The sequence below is a fragment of the Sphingomonas sp. M6A6_1c genome (genome assembly GCF_053345135.1).
This window is the reverse complement of record NZ_JBKEZO010000004.1, coordinates 159,722-172,128: the sequence shown is the minus strand read 5'-3', so window position 1 is coordinate 172,128 and position 12,407 is coordinate 159,722. Positions and strand designations below refer to the sequence as shown.

Genomic DNA, 12,407 nt, shown 5'->3' with positions numbered 1-12,407 from the left:
TCGCGAGCGTCCCGACTCGTCTCCGGTGACGCGGTGAGGGGGGCGCGCCTCGTCGGTAGCGCGCCCCGGCTCAGTCCGGGCTGCCGCGGCGGCGGCGTTCGCCGCGGTGTTCCTTGCGCATCGATTTGGCATGCGCCTTGGCGCGCTGCTTGAGCACCGCCTTGGGGGGCGGGCCTTTTTTCGGTTCATCGAAGGGCATGGCGTCGCCCTTGGCGATGTCGAAACCCAGCGTGGCGAGGCTCTCGGCGAAATGCGTCGGCAGGTCCGCGGTCTCGTCGATGCTGCCGCCGTCGGGATGGTCGACGCGGATGCGGCGGCTGTGCAGGTGCATCTTGCGGCTGACGCCGCCGGTCAGGAACGCCGCGGCGCCGCCGTATTTGCCGTCGCCGACGATCGGATGGCCGATCGCCGCCATATGGACGCGAAGCTGGTGGGTGCGGCCGGTGAAGGGCTGCAGCTCGACCCAGGCGCAGCGGTTGCCGGCGCGCTCGACGACGCGATAGCGGCTGCGCGCGGCCTGGCCGTTCTCCTCGTCGACGTGCATCTTCTCGCCGCCGGTGCCGGGCTGCTTGCCGATCGGCAGGTCGACCATGCCGTCGTCGATCGACGGCACGCCGACGACCAGCGCCCAATAGACCTTCCGCGCGGTGCGGCCCGAGAAGGCCTTGGCGAAGAAGGCGGCGGCGCGGCTGGTGCGCGCGACGAGAAGCGCGCCCGACGTATCCTTGTCGAGCCGGTGGACGAGCTTCGGCCGCCCCTCCGCATCATATTGCAGCGCGTCGAGCAGGCCGTCGACATGCTCGGACGTCTTGGTGCCGCCCTGCGTCGCGAGGCCGGGCGGCTTGTTCAGCACGAGCGCCTGGAGATCCTTGTGGATCACCATCTCGCGCGCATAGGCGATCTGCTCCTCGCTCAGCGGCGGGCGTTCGCGCTTGGGACGGGGGGCGTCGGGCGTATCCTCGATCACCGGTTCGGGCGGCGGCACGCGCAGCGTCTGGCCGGCCTTGATCCGGTCGCCCGGCGTGACGCGCGAGCCGTCGACGCGCAACTGGCCGGTGCGCGCCCATTTGGCGACGGTGGTGAAGCTCGTTTCGGGCAGGTGGCGCTTGAACCAGCGGTCGAGGCGGATGCCGTCGTCGTCATAGCCGACGTTGAACTGGCGGACACCGTCGCGGGTGTCGTTCTTGGCGTCGCTCATGCGCTGGCTCCGGCGAGCAGGGCGCGGGTCGCGGCGAGGCCGGCGAACAGCGCGACGATCGATCCGATCACCGACACCAGCACATAGCCGAAGGCGGGGGCGAGCGCGCCACGCTCGATCATCGTCACGGCGTCGAGGCTGAAGCTGGAGAAGGTGGTGAAACCGCCGAGCACGCCGACGCCGAGGAACAGCCGCCACGGCTCGGCGAGCCCGCCGGCGCGGGCGAGGATCGCGGTGAGCACGCCCATCAGCAGTCCGCCGACGAGATTGACGGCCAATGTGCCGTAGGGAAACTCCGGCCCAAGCGCGGTGAGCGCGGCGCGGCCGGTGAGATAACGCGCGGCGGAGCCGAGGGCACCGCCGATCATGACGAACAGAAGAGGCATGATGCCAGCCCTAGAGAAGTATTGGGTACAAGGGAATGCGGGGGTTTGGTGTCGCGCGCGCTGTGGGGCGTGGGGGCGCCCTAGCGCAGCAATCCGGCGGCGCGGAGCGCGTCGTTGATGACGCCGGCGACGCCGGCCGGTTCGCGCGACGGCGTGGCGATCCGGGTCAGTCTGGCGTTGCCGCGCGACGGGGCTGCGATCGCCGGGGCGATGCCCCAGAAGGCGGCGATGCGGCGGGTCGAGGACAGGCCGACGTCGAGCATGAACGGACCCGGCGTGCCGCACGCCTCCGGCCCGTGGGCGGCGATCGGGGTGCCGTGGCCCATGCCGTGGATGCGGTGATCCTCGATCACCACCCGGCCGGCGCCGTCCTGCCAGCCGCGATAGGCGTGGTTGCCCTGCGTCGCCTCGACGTCGGGCCGCGCCGCGACCTGATGCAGCGCGCGCCATTGCGTCAGCAGCGCCTCGGCATTGGTCTGGTCGACCGTCGCGTCGGCGTCGCCGTGCCAGATCGATAGCGTCGGCCAGGCGCCGCGATGCGCCGAGGCGTCGCGCGCCAGCGTGCCGAGCGCGGCGGCGTCTGGCATGTTGTGGCCGCGCATCCGGTCGAGCGCCTGCATCACGCCGCTCGCGGTGCCATAAGGCAGGCCGCCGAGGATCGCGCCGCCGGCGAACAGCTCAGGATAGGTCGCCAGCATCACCGCGGTCATCGCGCCGCCCGCGGACAGGCCGTTGACGAAGACGCGGGCGGGGTCGACGTCGTGCGCGTCGATCATCGCCGCGATCATCTCGCGGATCGAGAAGGCCTCGCCATGGTCGTGGCTGACATCCTCGGGCGCGAACCAGTTGAAGCAGAGATTGGGGTTGTTGGCGCGCTGCTGTTCCGGGAAGAGCAGGACGAAGCCGTGTTCGTCGGCGAGCTGCGACCAGCCGGCACCGGCGTCGTAACCCGCGGCGGTCTGCGTGCAGCCGTGCAGCACGACGACCAATGCCGGCTTCGCCGTCACCGATCCGGGGACATAGGTGCGCGCGAGCAGATTGCCGGGATTGCGGCCGAAGCCGGTGAGCTGGCCGAGGCGATCGCCGCCGCCCGTCCACGGCTGCTGCTGGCCCTGCGCCGCGGCGAGCCGGCTGATCGTGTCTGACAAACGTCGCATGCGCGCACTCCGAAAGGGACAGGACCGCCACCAAGCGTGTGATGCTGCATTGCACAATATGGTCGGGCGGGGTGGGATAGCAAGCCGGCAGGTGCGTTGCCGTCCCATCCTCGGCCGCTCCTGTCGGAGGAGGGGCGATCTAGGCGGGATCGACGTTCAGCTCGCGGACGATGACAATTCCTTCCCCTGGCGGGGGAGGACTTACATTACGACGATGAAGGTCGATCCCGCCTAGGCAGAATGTCGATCACGCCTACCGGACGATGAGGTCGACCTGGCTGCCGCCGGCGGGGTCGGGGCTGACGTAGACGACATAGGCGGCGTCGCCGCGGGTGCCGCCGAGGACGTGTTGCGCGCCCGATGCCTGATGCTCGGCCGAATAGCCGGCGCGGGTGACGCGCGCGTTATACCAGTCGAGGATGCGGCCGACCGGGGCGCTGCTCGCGAAGCTGACGACACGCAGGCCGCAGGCGTCGTTGCCCGCCGCCTCGCGGACGCGGGCGTCGGGGTAGAGCGGCACCGCCGCGGGCAGGCGGTTGGCCCAGCCCGCCGAATAGGTGACACGTGCGGCGCAGGGCGCGCCGGCCGCCGATTGCCGCCTGGCGAGTTCGCCGAGGGTCAGCGCGCCGTCCGCCTTGCGGCAGGCGGGACAGTCGGCCTTGGCGGCGGGGGTCGGCTTGAGGTCGGCGGCGGCGACACGGTCGGGGGTGGCGATCACCGGTTCGGGCGGCGCGGACAGCGGATCGGGGCGGCTCGGCGGGCGGACGACGTTGGTGTTGGCGCTCTGCGTCAGCGCCGGATCGACCATGATCTGGTCGCGCAACGCCGCGGTCAGCGCGGGATCGCGCTGGTTGCCGGGGCCGGCGGCGGTGAGTTCCTGGTCGAGGCTGTCGAGATCCTGCTGCGAGGCAGGCTGCTTGCTACACGCGGTCAGCGCCAAAGCGAGCAGGAGAAGGGGGCGAATCGCAGTCACCACAATGACATGGCGCAGGTGCCGTTAAGGCGCCACCGGCGATTCTGGTTAACACTACGTCACGCCGGCCCGGCTTGTCCCGTGCGGGGACGGGGGCCATATCCGGGCGATGCTCAATATCGTCTCCATCGCGATCGGGTTCGTCACTTTGGTGCTCGGGCTGGTCGCGTTCATCCCGCTGCTCGGCTGGATGAACTGGCTCGTCATTCCGATCGGCATCGTCGGCGCCGCGTTCGGCGCGCTGTCGTCGTCGAACGGCGGGCGCAACCTCAATCTGGTGTTGATCGTGATCTTCGCGATCCGGCTGAGCCTGGGCGGCGGGATCTTCTGACCGGCGCCTAGCCCTTGCCACGGTCGCCGCGCCCCCCGGCCGTAGCCGGGGGACGGGCCGGGATCAGCCGAAGGTGGTGGCGAGCGTGATCTCACAGGTCAGCACCTTGGAGACGGGGCAGCCTGCCTTGGCCTCGTTGGCGATCCGCTCGAACTCGGCCTGATCGATGCCCTCGACATGGCCGGTGAGGGTCAGCGCCGATCTGGTGATGGTGAAGCCGTCGCCGTCCTTGTCGAGCGTCACCTTGGCGTCGGTCTTGAGATTGCCCTGGCTGTGGCCCGCACCCGCCAGGGCGAAGGCGAGCGCCATCGTAAAGCAGCCGGCATGCGCGGCGGCGATCAGTTCTTCCGGATTGGTGCCGGCGCCATCCTCGAAGCGGGTGTTGAAGCCGTATTGCGAATCGGACAGCACGCCCGACTGGGTCGTGATCTTGCCCTTGCCGTCCTTGCCGAGGCCCTCGTAGCTCGCCGAAGCGCTGCGCGTTACCATCTCATCGATCTCCATATCGGGGTAGGTCGCAGGGGATACGCAAAAGGGGCGCCGCGAGTTGCCTCGCGACGCCCCCGTCGACCTAAAAAGGTCTCGGCTCAGCGGCAGCGACGCTTGCCGCCGCGATCGATCTCGCGACCGAGCAGGCCACCGGCGACCGCGCCGCCCAGCGTGCCGACCGTCCGGTCACCGCGGGTGTCGATCGTCCGGCCGAGCAGCGCACCGCCGACCGCGCCGACCACGGCACCGGTGGTGCCGTCGGGCTTGCGGCAGCGAATGCGGCCGCGATCGTCGCGCCATTCGCGATACTTATGCCGCTGCGCATCGGCCTTCGACACCGGCACGATCATCGTCGCCGGCACCACCATCGCCGCACAGCCCATCGCAAGCATCAGATTCCGCATTGTTACACTCCCGTTCTGTGAAAATCGTGTTGCATCAACGTCATCTTGTTAGGCGCGGTTGCATGAACCTGAAACAACGTTCCGTTCAGGAAACGATCGGGGGTTCGGGGGGCTCGTCCGCCTTCGCCGCCAGACGCTTGCGGTAGCGGTTGGCGATAAGCGTCGCGCCCAGGACGAAGCCGCCGGGAGCGAGCAGGACTACGGCGGCGAGGCCGATCTGCTGTTTGGTGAACCGCATGGGGACGGTGGTAGCGGCAGGAGATGAACGGTGAATGAGGGCGCGGACGCGCGCGGTCAGAACGGCATCTTGAGCCGGAGCATCGCCCGGGGCGCGCTCTGACCGCCGGGCAGGCTGCCTTGTTCCGCCTCGGCCGAGAGGCGGGTCTTGCCGAGCGTCGTGGCGGCGCGGATCGGGCGTTCGGCGTAGCGGGTTTCGTCGAGCCGTTGCAGGCGGTCGGCGCCCGCCGCACGGCCGCAGACGACGATGTCGCCACGCCGGTCGGGGGTGGAGCAGGGAACGGCATCCGGCGTCGATGCGGGTTTGACCGGGCGGAGCTCGGCGGGCAGCGGCGGTCCCGCTACCGGTGCCGCCTGCAAAGCCATCATGATCGCCAGCCGCATCGTGTCGCCTCCCGATGCGGCGAAGCTGCCGGGCAATTGCGGCAGCCGCGTGACGGCTCAGCGATAATTGAAGCTGATGCTGATCCGCTCGCCCTTGGCGGCATTGGGGACGACCTCGTGGCGCAGCCAGCTTTCCCACAGGAAGACGCTGCCCGGCTTGGGCTCGGCATAGACGAAGGTGGCGTGGCTCTCGTCGGCGTCGGCGCGGCGGGTGGGGGCGGCCATCATCATCGGCAGCCGCGGGTCCTCCAGCTTGAGCGCGCCCGCGCCCGGCGGCGTCGCGACATAGATCGTGCCGCTGACCGCGCTGTGCGGATGGATATGGCCCGAATGAGTGCCGCCGGGCTTGAGGACGTTGACCCACAGGCTGTCGAGCTTGAGCTTGCGGCCGCCGAGATCGAAGGCGCAGGCATCGGCGAAGCGCGCGACATGCTTGTTGAGCAGCTTGACGAGGTCGGCGAAGCGCGGGTCGCGCGACGGCAGATCGTTGAGCGAGGCGTAGGAGGTATAGCCGCGATAGCCGTGCGCCTTCGACCAGGCGACGCCGGCGCGATCCTCGCGCGCGAGGTCGAGGCAGGCATCCTCCAGCTCTTCGAGCAGCGCGGCGTCGCCGAGATCGTCCTCGTAGAAGCGGGTGGCGAACAGGGTGCGGACGGTCATTGTGCGAGCCTCGCTATGCTAGTCTTAGGGCGACGTCGTTCATGAAGCGGACGTCGTCGTCCGCGGCGAGCCACGGCGCCTCGGCCCCGATCGCGCCGAGCATGTCGGCGAGCGGATCGAGTTCGGCCTTGGCGTAATTGCCCAGCACATAGCCGGTGACGCGGTCCTTGTGGCCGGGATGGCCGATACCGATCCGCACGCGGCGGAAATCGGGGCCGAGATGCTGATCGGTCGAGCGCAGCCCGTTATGCCCGGCGGTGCCGCCGCCGCGCTTCACCTTGACCTTGAACGGGGCGAGGTCGAGCTCGTCGTGGAAGACGGTGAGCGCGTCGGGGCCGAGCTTGTAGAAGCGCAGCGCCTCGCCGATCGCGCGGCCGCTCTCGTTCATGAAGGTGGCGGGCTTGAGGAGGAGCACCTTCTGGTTGCCGACGCGGCCTTCCTGCGTCCAGCCCTGGAACTGCTTCCGGACCGGCGCGAAGCCGTGCATGTCGGCGATCAGATCGACCGCCATGAAGCCGACATTGTGCCGGTGCATCGCATATTGCGGTCCCGGATTGCCGAGCCCGGCCCAGATCTGCATGACGTGTGGTCCTTGTTCGCTCTTGGCGGAGATAGGCGGCTACCCCACCCTCGTCATCCCGGCGAACGCCGGGACGCATGGTTTCGGGACGCTGGTGGTGCGGACACCATCAGCCGCCCGTGTCCATGGGTCCCGGCTTTCGCCGGGATGACGAAGGCGGGACGACGCGCGGCTGCGCTGCCTCGGCCACACGAAAAAGGGCAGGGGAGCGTTGCCGCCCACCTGCCCCGGTTCCGACGCCGCCGGAGCGGCACCCAGCTTAGTTCTTCTGGGTGGTGATCTTGTCGTCGTCGTTGTCGTCGTCGTTCGGCTCGGCTTCGGCAGCAGCCTCGGCGGCCTGGGTCTCGGCGACCTCGGCGTCGAGCGCCTCGTCCTGCGCGGTCGGGACGGTCGGCGGCACGATCGTGGCGATCGCGAAATCGCGGTCGTCGATCGCCGGCGTCGCGCCCTTGGGCAGCTTCACGTCGCTGATGTGGATCGAATCGCCGATCTCGAGGCCCTTCAGCGAGATGGTGATCTCGCTGGGGATGTCGGCGGCGTCGACGACCAGTTCGATCTCGTGGCGCGTGATGTTGAGCACGCCGTTACCGCGCTTGATGCCGGGGGCATCGTCTTCGTCGGTGAACACGATCGGCACCGCGACGGTGACTTCGGTGTGCTCGCCGATGCGCAGGAAATCGACGTGGATCGGGCGATCGGTGACGGGGTGGAAGGTCACGTCCTTGGGCAGCGTGCGCTGGCCGTCGATCATGATCACCGAGGTCATAAAATGACCGGTCATCAGCGCCTTCATCAGCGCCTTTTCCTCGAGGTGGATCGAGGTGGGTTCTTTGTTCTGGCCGTAAATTACAGCGGGGACGCGGCCGTCACGACGCAGCGCCCGGGAGGCTCCCTTGCCAACCCGGTCGCGCGTCTCGGCTGCGAGCGTAATGGAGTCGCTCATGCAGATAACCTTCCGAAACGTGCTAAAGTGTCTTTTCCGCGCCACGCCTCCAGGGATGACCATGGCTGGAAGCGGCGGCGCTTAGCCGATGAGGGCGGGAAAGACAAGGTGGGCAAGTCCTCCCTCGCGCAGCGGGAGCGCAGGGTTGGATTGCCCCCGGCAATCCAAGATCATGCCGGGGGCATGATCGACCCTGCGCTGGGGACCGCCCGCGTTAGCGGGTGGTGGAGGGGGTGTTTCCGCATACGACCAAGCTTACCGTATCCTCCCCCTCCGTCACCGCTTCGCGGCGCCACAGTGCCGGGTCGGTCATGCCCCCGGCATGACCTTGAACGGCCGGGGGGCCGTTCAACCCGGCACTCCCTGGCGGGGGAGGAATTGTGGTATCAGTATTTCACCCGTTCGGCCTTCACGCCCAGTTTCGCCAATTGCGCCTGCACCGACTCCGGTCCCGCGAGGTGCCCCGCACCGACCGCGATGAACACCGTCCCCGGCCGCGCCATGCGTTGCTTGATCCACGTCGCCCAGCGCGCGTTGCGGTCGGTGAGGAGGACCTTGGCGACCTCGGGCGAGCTTTTCAGTTCGTCGTTCATCTCGCGTGCCAAGGCGTCGGGGTCGCCCTTCGCCCAATCGTCGACCATCGAGGCCATCTGGTCGTCGAGCTTGGGCAGTTCGTCGACCGTGCTGACGAGGAAGTCGAGCTGCGCCTTGTCCGACAGGCTGCCGAAGAAGCCCAATTGCTGTTCGGGCGTCTCCAGTCCGGTGAGCGGCTTGTTGGCCTGTTTCGCGGCGGCGGTGATGACCTGTTCGGGGCCGTTGTCGCTGTCGTAGCCGAGCTTCGACAAAGGCGCGACCGAGAGCTGCGTCGCCGCCAGCCACGGCTTGAACTTGTCGAGCGCGTTCGCGGGCAGGCCGAGGTCGGTCACCGCCTTGGTGAAGGCGGCGCGCTTGGCCTCGGGCAGGCGCTGCGTCAGCGGCGGCGTGCCGGGCGCGGCGACGCCGGTCGCCTGCACCAGCCCCTGCATCGCCGCGGCGTCGGGCATGACGATCTCCAGCTTGACCTCGTCCGACCGGTCGAACGCGGTCTTCACCGCCTCGTCGAACCAGGTGAGGCCCGGCTTGAGCACGTGGATCGTCCCGAACAGATAGACGGTCGTGTCCTTGTCCCTGACCACCCAGAGCGCCGGATCGGCGTCGTTGGCGGCGCGCGCCGGCTGGGCGGGCTGCTGCGCGCAGGCGGGGAGCGACAGGCAGAGCGCGAGCGCCGACAGCGCGGGTCGAAGGGCCGGCCGAAGAATTGGTATCATGCGGGGACGCTCATCCATGACTAAGGTGAGGGCCTAGCTAATGCCGCGCCGCACCACTTGCTAGACGCGGCCTCATCGGCCAAAGCCTCGGGACGATGGCCGCCACACCGCTTTCCTTCCAGAAGATGATCCTGACGCTCCACGATTACTGGAGCGACCGGGGATGTCTGATCCTGCAACCGTATGACATGGAAATGGGCGCGGGGACGTTCCACCCGGCGACGACGCTGCGCGCGCTCGGTCCCGATACGTGGAACGCCGCCTTCGTCCAGCCCAGCCGCCGGCCGACCGACGGCCGCTACGGCGAGAACCCCAACCGGCTGCAGCATTATTACCAATATCAGGTGATCATGAAGCCGTCGCCGCCCGACCTGCAGGAGCTGTACCTCGGCAGCCTCGCGGCGATCGGCGTCGACATGGCGCGCCACGACATCCGCTTCGTCGAGGATGATTGGGAATCGCCGACGCTGGGCGCCTGGGGGCTGGGCTGGGAGGTCTGGTGCGACGGGATGGAGGTGACGCAATTCACCTATTTCCAGCAGATGGGCGGGTTCGACATGAAGCCGGTCGCGGGCGAGCTGACCTACGGACTCGAACGGCTGGCGATGTATATCCAGGACGTCGACAACGTCTACGACCTGGCGTTCAACGACAACGGCGTGAGCTATGGCGACGTCTTCCTCGAGAACGAGCGGCAGATGTCGAAATGGAATTTCGAGGTCGCCGATACCGCGGCGCTGTTCGACCTGTTCAAGAAGGCCGCGGCGGAATGCGGGAACAGCCTCGCCGCCGGCCTGCCGATCCCGGCGTACGAGCAGGCGATCAAGGCGAGCCACACGTTCAACCTGTTGCAGGCGCGCGGCGTGATCTCGGTCGCCGAGCGGCAGGCGTACATCGGCCGCGTCCGCGACCTCGCCAAGGGCGCCTGCGCGGCGTGGATGGACAAGAACGGATGGGCGGCGTGAGCGGGTTTGTCGCATTCCTCCCCCGCAAGGGGGAGGGGGACCGCCACGCGTCAGCGTGGTGGTGGAGGGGGAGGACGACGGTGTCTTCTCCAACTGCGCTCCACCCTTTCCTCCCCCTCCGTCAGCCTGACGGCTGCCACCTCCCCCTGGCGGGGGAGGAATGAGAAGATCATGACCGATTTCCTGCTCGAACTTCGTTCCGAAGAAATTCCTGCGCGGATGCAGGACAAGGCGCGTGACGATCTCGCGCGGCTGTTCGCCGCCGAGCTGGGCAAGGCGGGGCTCGCCGCCGGATCGCTCGTCACCTATGCGACGCCGCGGCGGCTGGTGCTGATCGCGCGCGACCTGCCCGCCGAGACGCAGGCGGTGTCGGAGGAGCTGAAAGGCCCCAAGGCGAGCGCGCCGCCGCAGGCGCTGGACGGGTTCCTGCGCAAGACGGGGCTGACCCGCGAGCAGCTCGTCGAGCGCGACGGCGTGCTCTATGCGGTGACCGACAAGCCCGGGCGTGCAGCGACCGCGGTGCTCGGCGAGGCGATTTCGGCGATCATCCGCAGCTTTCCGTGGCCCAAGTCGATGCGCTGGGGGGCGGCCTCCGCCTCGACCGAGTCGCTGCGCTGGGTGCGGCCGCTGCACGGCATCGTCGCGCTGTTCGGCGAGGAATTGGTCGAGGTCGAGATCGCCGGCATCCGCTCGGGCTTCGCGACCTTCGGGCATCGCTTCCACCATCCGGGGCAGATCACGATCGGCTCGGCGGCGGATTATGTCGAGAAATTGCGCGCCTGCCATGTCATCGTCGATCAGGACGAGCGCCGCGTGCTGATCCGCGAACGCGCCGAGGCGCTCGCCGCCGAGGCGGGGCTGGTGCTGGTCGAGGACGAGGGGCTGGTTTCGGAGAATGCCGGGCTGACCGAATGGCCGGTGCCGTTGCTCGGCCGCTTCGATGCGGACTTCCTCACCGTGCCCCCCGAGGTGATCCAGCTCACCGCGCGGGTGAACCAGAAATATTTCGTCTGCCGCGATGCGGACGGGGCGCTCGCCAATGCCTTCGTCTGCACCGCCAATATCGCGGCGACCGACGGCGGCGCGCAGATCGTCGAGGGCAACCGCAAGGTACTCGCGGCGCGGCTGTCCGATGCGCGCTTCTTCTACGAGACCGATCTCAAGACGCCGCTCGAAACGCAGGCGGGTAAGCTGGCGAACATCGTCTTCCACGAGAAGCTCGGCACGGTGGCCGACAAGGTCGATCGCGTGGCGAAGCTGGCGCGGTGGCTGGTGGAGGAGGGGATAACCCTCCCCGGCACGGGGAGGGGGACCGGCGAAGCCGGTGGAGGCTGGGTGCCACAGGCGGCATCGCCCGAGGAAGCCCCCCTCCACCACCGGCCTGCAGCCGGCGGTCCCCCTCCCCGTGCCGGGGAGGAGCGTGCTGCGCTCGCCGATATGGCGGAGCGGGCGGCCCGGCTCGCCAAGGCGGACCTCGTCACCGGAATGGTCGGCGAATTTCCGGAATTGCAGGGGCTGATCGGCGGCTATTACGCCGCCGCGCAGGGCGAGCCGCGTGCGGTCGCCGAGGCGGTGCGCGATCATTACAAGCCGGTCGGGCAGGGCGACGACGTGCCGACCGCGCCGGTGACGGTGGCGGTGTCGCTGGCGGACAAGCTGGATAGCATCACGCAATTCTTCGCCGCCGACCTGCGGCCGAGCGGGTCGAAGGATCCGTTCGCGCTACGGCGGTCTGCGCTCGGCGTGGTCGCGCTGATCCTCGACAACGGTCTGCGCTTTCCACTCGGCCGCGCGGTCGATCGCGAGGTGCTCGACTTCTTCGCCGACCGCCTCAAGGTGCAGCAGCGCGAGGCGGGCGTCCGTCACGATCTGATCGACGCGGTGTTCGCGCTCGGTGGCGAGGACGATCTCGTCCGGCTGCTGGCGCGCGTTCACGCGTTGCAGGCGTTCGTCGCGACCGAGGACGGCGCCAATTTGCTCGCCGGCTACAAGCGTGCGGCCAATATCCTCAAGAAGGAAGGCTATGCGGCCGGCGGCGATGACGTCGCACAACCGCTCGCCTACACCCCCGAACCCGCCGAGGCGGCGCTGATCGCCGCGCTCGATGCGGCCGAGCCTGCCGCCGCCGCGGCGGTGGCGGCGGAGAATTTCGCGGGGGCGATGGCGGCGCTCGCGTCGCTGCGTGCGCCGATCGATGCGTTCTTCGAGGGCGTGATCGTCAACGATCCCGATCCCGCCAAGCGCGCCGCCCGGCTCGCTTTGCTCGACCGGGTGCGTGCGGCGGTGCATGCCGTCGCCGATTTTTCGAAGATCGAGGGATAGCGACACCTTTCTCAGGCGTACGATAGCTTACCATCCTCCCCGGGGCAGGCATCATACCGTAGCTAAGGACC

General features: G+C 68.8%; 15 protein-coding genes. 3 read left to right on the top strand and 12 right to left on the bottom strand.

The features are described from left to right. Positions 1-70: 70 nt before the first annotated feature. The 4 genes from ACLBWH_RS09430 to ACLBWH_RS09415 all read right to left on the bottom strand — a co-directional run bounded on the left by ACLBWH_RS09430 (position 71) and on the right by ACLBWH_RS09415 (position 3,714). Positions 71-1,198: an RluA family pseudouridine synthase gene (locus ACLBWH_RS09430; protein ID WP_447798426.1), complete on the bottom strand. Its 1,128-nt coding sequence runs from the start codon at positions 1,196-1,198 to the stop codon at positions 71-73. Beyond that, positions 1,195-1,584 (bottom strand): fluoride efflux transporter CrcB, encoded by a 390-nt coding sequence (crcB, locus tag ACLBWH_RS09425; RefSeq protein WP_447798424.1) that lies wholly within the window; start codon positions 1,582-1,584, stop codon positions 1,195-1,197. The genes ACLBWH_RS09430 and crcB overlap by 4 nt, the downstream gene beginning before the upstream one ends. 80 nt (positions 1,585-1,664) lie before the next feature. Then, entirely contained in the window at positions 1,665-2,741 is a 1,077-nt protein-coding gene (locus ACLBWH_RS09420; protein ID WP_447798422.1) for an extracellular catalytic domain type 1 short-chain-length polyhydroxyalkanoate depolymerase, read from the bottom strand. Between the two features lie 253 nt (positions 2,742-2,994). After that, entirely contained in the window at positions 2,995-3,714 is a 720-nt protein-coding gene (locus tag ACLBWH_RS09415) for a hypothetical protein (RefSeq protein WP_447798420.1), read from the bottom strand. A 109-nt stretch (positions 3,715-3,823) separates the two neighbouring features. On the opposite strand from ACLBWH_RS09415, the gene ACLBWH_RS09410 reads away from it, so the two are divergent. Continuing rightward, positions 3,824-4,045 (top strand): hypothetical protein, encoded by a 222-nt coding sequence (locus ACLBWH_RS09410; RefSeq protein WP_038662840.1) that lies wholly within the window; start codon positions 3,824-3,826, stop codon positions 4,043-4,045. Between the two features lie 63 nt (positions 4,046-4,108). Here the strand turns inward: ACLBWH_RS09410 and ACLBWH_RS09405 are convergent, their stop codons facing one another. The 8 genes from ACLBWH_RS09405 to ACLBWH_RS09370 form a co-directional block, all read right to left on the bottom strand. Beyond that, positions 4,109-4,534, bottom strand: a complete 426-nt coding sequence (locus ACLBWH_RS09405; RefSeq protein ID WP_447798810.1) for an OsmC family protein — start codon at positions 4,532-4,534, stop codon at positions 4,109-4,111. Positions 4,535-4,632: 98 nt separating this feature from the next. After that, complete coding sequence (locus ACLBWH_RS09400; protein WP_038662836.1) at positions 4,633-4,938, bottom strand: glycine zipper 2TM domain-containing protein; 306 nt, start codon at positions 4,936-4,938, stop codon at positions 4,633-4,635. Positions 4,939-5,023: 85 nt separating this feature from the next. Then, positions 5,024-5,176 carry a hypothetical protein gene (locus ACLBWH_RS09395; protein WP_447798418.1) on the bottom strand — a complete coding sequence of 51 codons (153 nt, stop codon included), beginning with the start codon at positions 5,174-5,176 and terminating at the stop codon, positions 5,024-5,026. A 56-nt stretch (positions 5,177-5,232) separates the two neighbouring features. Continuing rightward, positions 5,233-5,559, bottom strand: a complete 327-nt coding sequence (locus ACLBWH_RS09390) for a 5'-nucleotidase (protein ID WP_447798416.1) — start codon at positions 5,557-5,559, stop codon at positions 5,233-5,235. 57 nt (positions 5,560-5,616) lie between these two features. After that, positions 5,617-6,219: a TIGR02466 family protein gene (locus tag ACLBWH_RS09385; RefSeq protein WP_447798415.1), complete on the bottom strand. Its 603-nt coding sequence runs from the start codon at positions 6,217-6,219 to the stop codon at positions 5,617-5,619. A gap of 13 nt (positions 6,220-6,232) precedes the next feature. Beyond that, entirely contained in the window at positions 6,233-6,799 is a 567-nt protein-coding gene (pth, locus tag ACLBWH_RS09380; protein ID WP_447798413.1) for an aminoacyl-tRNA hydrolase, read from the bottom strand. A 259-nt stretch (positions 6,800-7,058) separates the two neighbouring features. Continuing rightward, entirely contained in the window at positions 7,059-7,742 is a 684-nt protein-coding gene (locus ACLBWH_RS09375; RefSeq protein WP_322850373.1) for a 50S ribosomal protein L25/general stress protein Ctc, read from the bottom strand. Positions 7,743-8,128: 386 nt separating this feature from the next. After that, the gene (locus ACLBWH_RS09370; protein WP_447798411.1) at positions 8,129-9,049 is read right to left on the bottom strand and encodes a TraB/GumN family protein; all 921 of its coding nucleotides are present in this window, start codon (positions 9,047-9,049) and stop codon (positions 8,129-8,131) included. Between the two features lie 95 nt (positions 9,050-9,144). On the opposite strand from ACLBWH_RS09370, the gene ACLBWH_RS09365 reads away from it, so the two are divergent. Both ACLBWH_RS09365 and glyS read left to right on the top strand, forming a co-directional pair. Continuing rightward, entirely contained in the window at positions 9,145-10,014 is an 870-nt protein-coding gene (locus tag ACLBWH_RS09365; protein WP_447798409.1) for a glycine--tRNA ligase subunit alpha, read from the top strand. A 171-nt stretch (positions 10,015-10,185) separates the two neighbouring features. Further along, complete coding sequence (glyS, locus tag ACLBWH_RS09360; protein WP_447798407.1) at positions 10,186-12,336, top strand: glycine--tRNA ligase subunit beta; 2,151 nt, start codon at positions 10,186-10,188, stop codon at positions 12,334-12,336. The last annotated feature ends 71 nt before the right edge of the window (positions 12,337-12,407 follow it).

Bases quoted from the DNA above. Each gene is read 5' to 3' on its own strand.
- ACLBWH_RS09410 (WP_038662840.1), top strand. From the start codon at position 3,824: ATGCTCAATATCGTCTCCATCGCGATCGGGTTCGTCACTTTGGTGCTC.
- ACLBWH_RS09385 (WP_447798415.1), bottom strand. From the start codon at position 6,219: ATGACCGTCCGCACCCTGTTCGCCACCCGCTTCTACGAGGACGATCTC.
- ACLBWH_RS09395 (WP_447798418.1), bottom strand. From the start codon at position 5,176: ATGCGGTTCACCAAACAGCAGATCGGCCTCGCCGCCGTAGTCCTGCTC.
- glyS (WP_447798407.1), top strand. From the start codon at position 10,186: ATGACCGATTTCCTGCTCGAACTTCGTTCCGAAGAAATTCCTGCGCGG.
- pth (WP_447798413.1), bottom strand. From the start codon at position 6,799: ATGCAGATCTGGGCCGGGCTCGGCAATCCGGGACCGCAATATGCGATG.
- ACLBWH_RS09375 (WP_322850373.1), bottom strand. From the start codon at position 7,742: ATGAGCGACTCCATTACGCTCGCAGCCGAGACGCGCGACCGGGTTGGC.
- crcB (WP_447798424.1), bottom strand. From the start codon at position 1,584: ATGCCTCTTCTGTTCGTCATGATCGGCGGTGCCCTCGGCTCCGCCGCG.
- ACLBWH_RS09400 (WP_038662836.1), bottom strand. From the start codon at position 4,938: ATGCGGAATCTGATGCTTGCGATGGGCTGTGCGGCGATGGTGGTGCCG.
- ACLBWH_RS09420 (WP_447798422.1), bottom strand. From the start codon at position 2,741: ATGCGACGTTTGTCAGACACGATCAGCCGGCTCGCCGCGGCGCAGGGC.
- ACLBWH_RS09430 (WP_447798426.1), bottom strand. From the start codon at position 1,198: ATGAGCGACGCCAAGAACGACACCCGCGACGGTGTCCGCCAGTTCAAC.
- ACLBWH_RS09405 (WP_447798810.1), bottom strand. From the start codon at position 4,534: ATGGTAACGCGCAGCGCTTCGGCGAGCTACGAGGGCCTCGGCAAGGAC.
- ACLBWH_RS09390 (WP_447798416.1), bottom strand. From the start codon at position 5,559: ATGCGGCTGGCGATCATGATGGCTTTGCAGGCGGCACCGGTAGCGGGA.
- ACLBWH_RS09365 (WP_447798409.1), top strand. From the start codon at position 9,145: ATGGCCGCCACACCGCTTTCCTTCCAGAAGATGATCCTGACGCTCCAC.
- ACLBWH_RS09370 (WP_447798411.1), bottom strand. From the start codon at position 9,049: ATGATACCAATTCTTCGGCCGGCCCTTCGACCCGCGCTGTCGGCGCTC.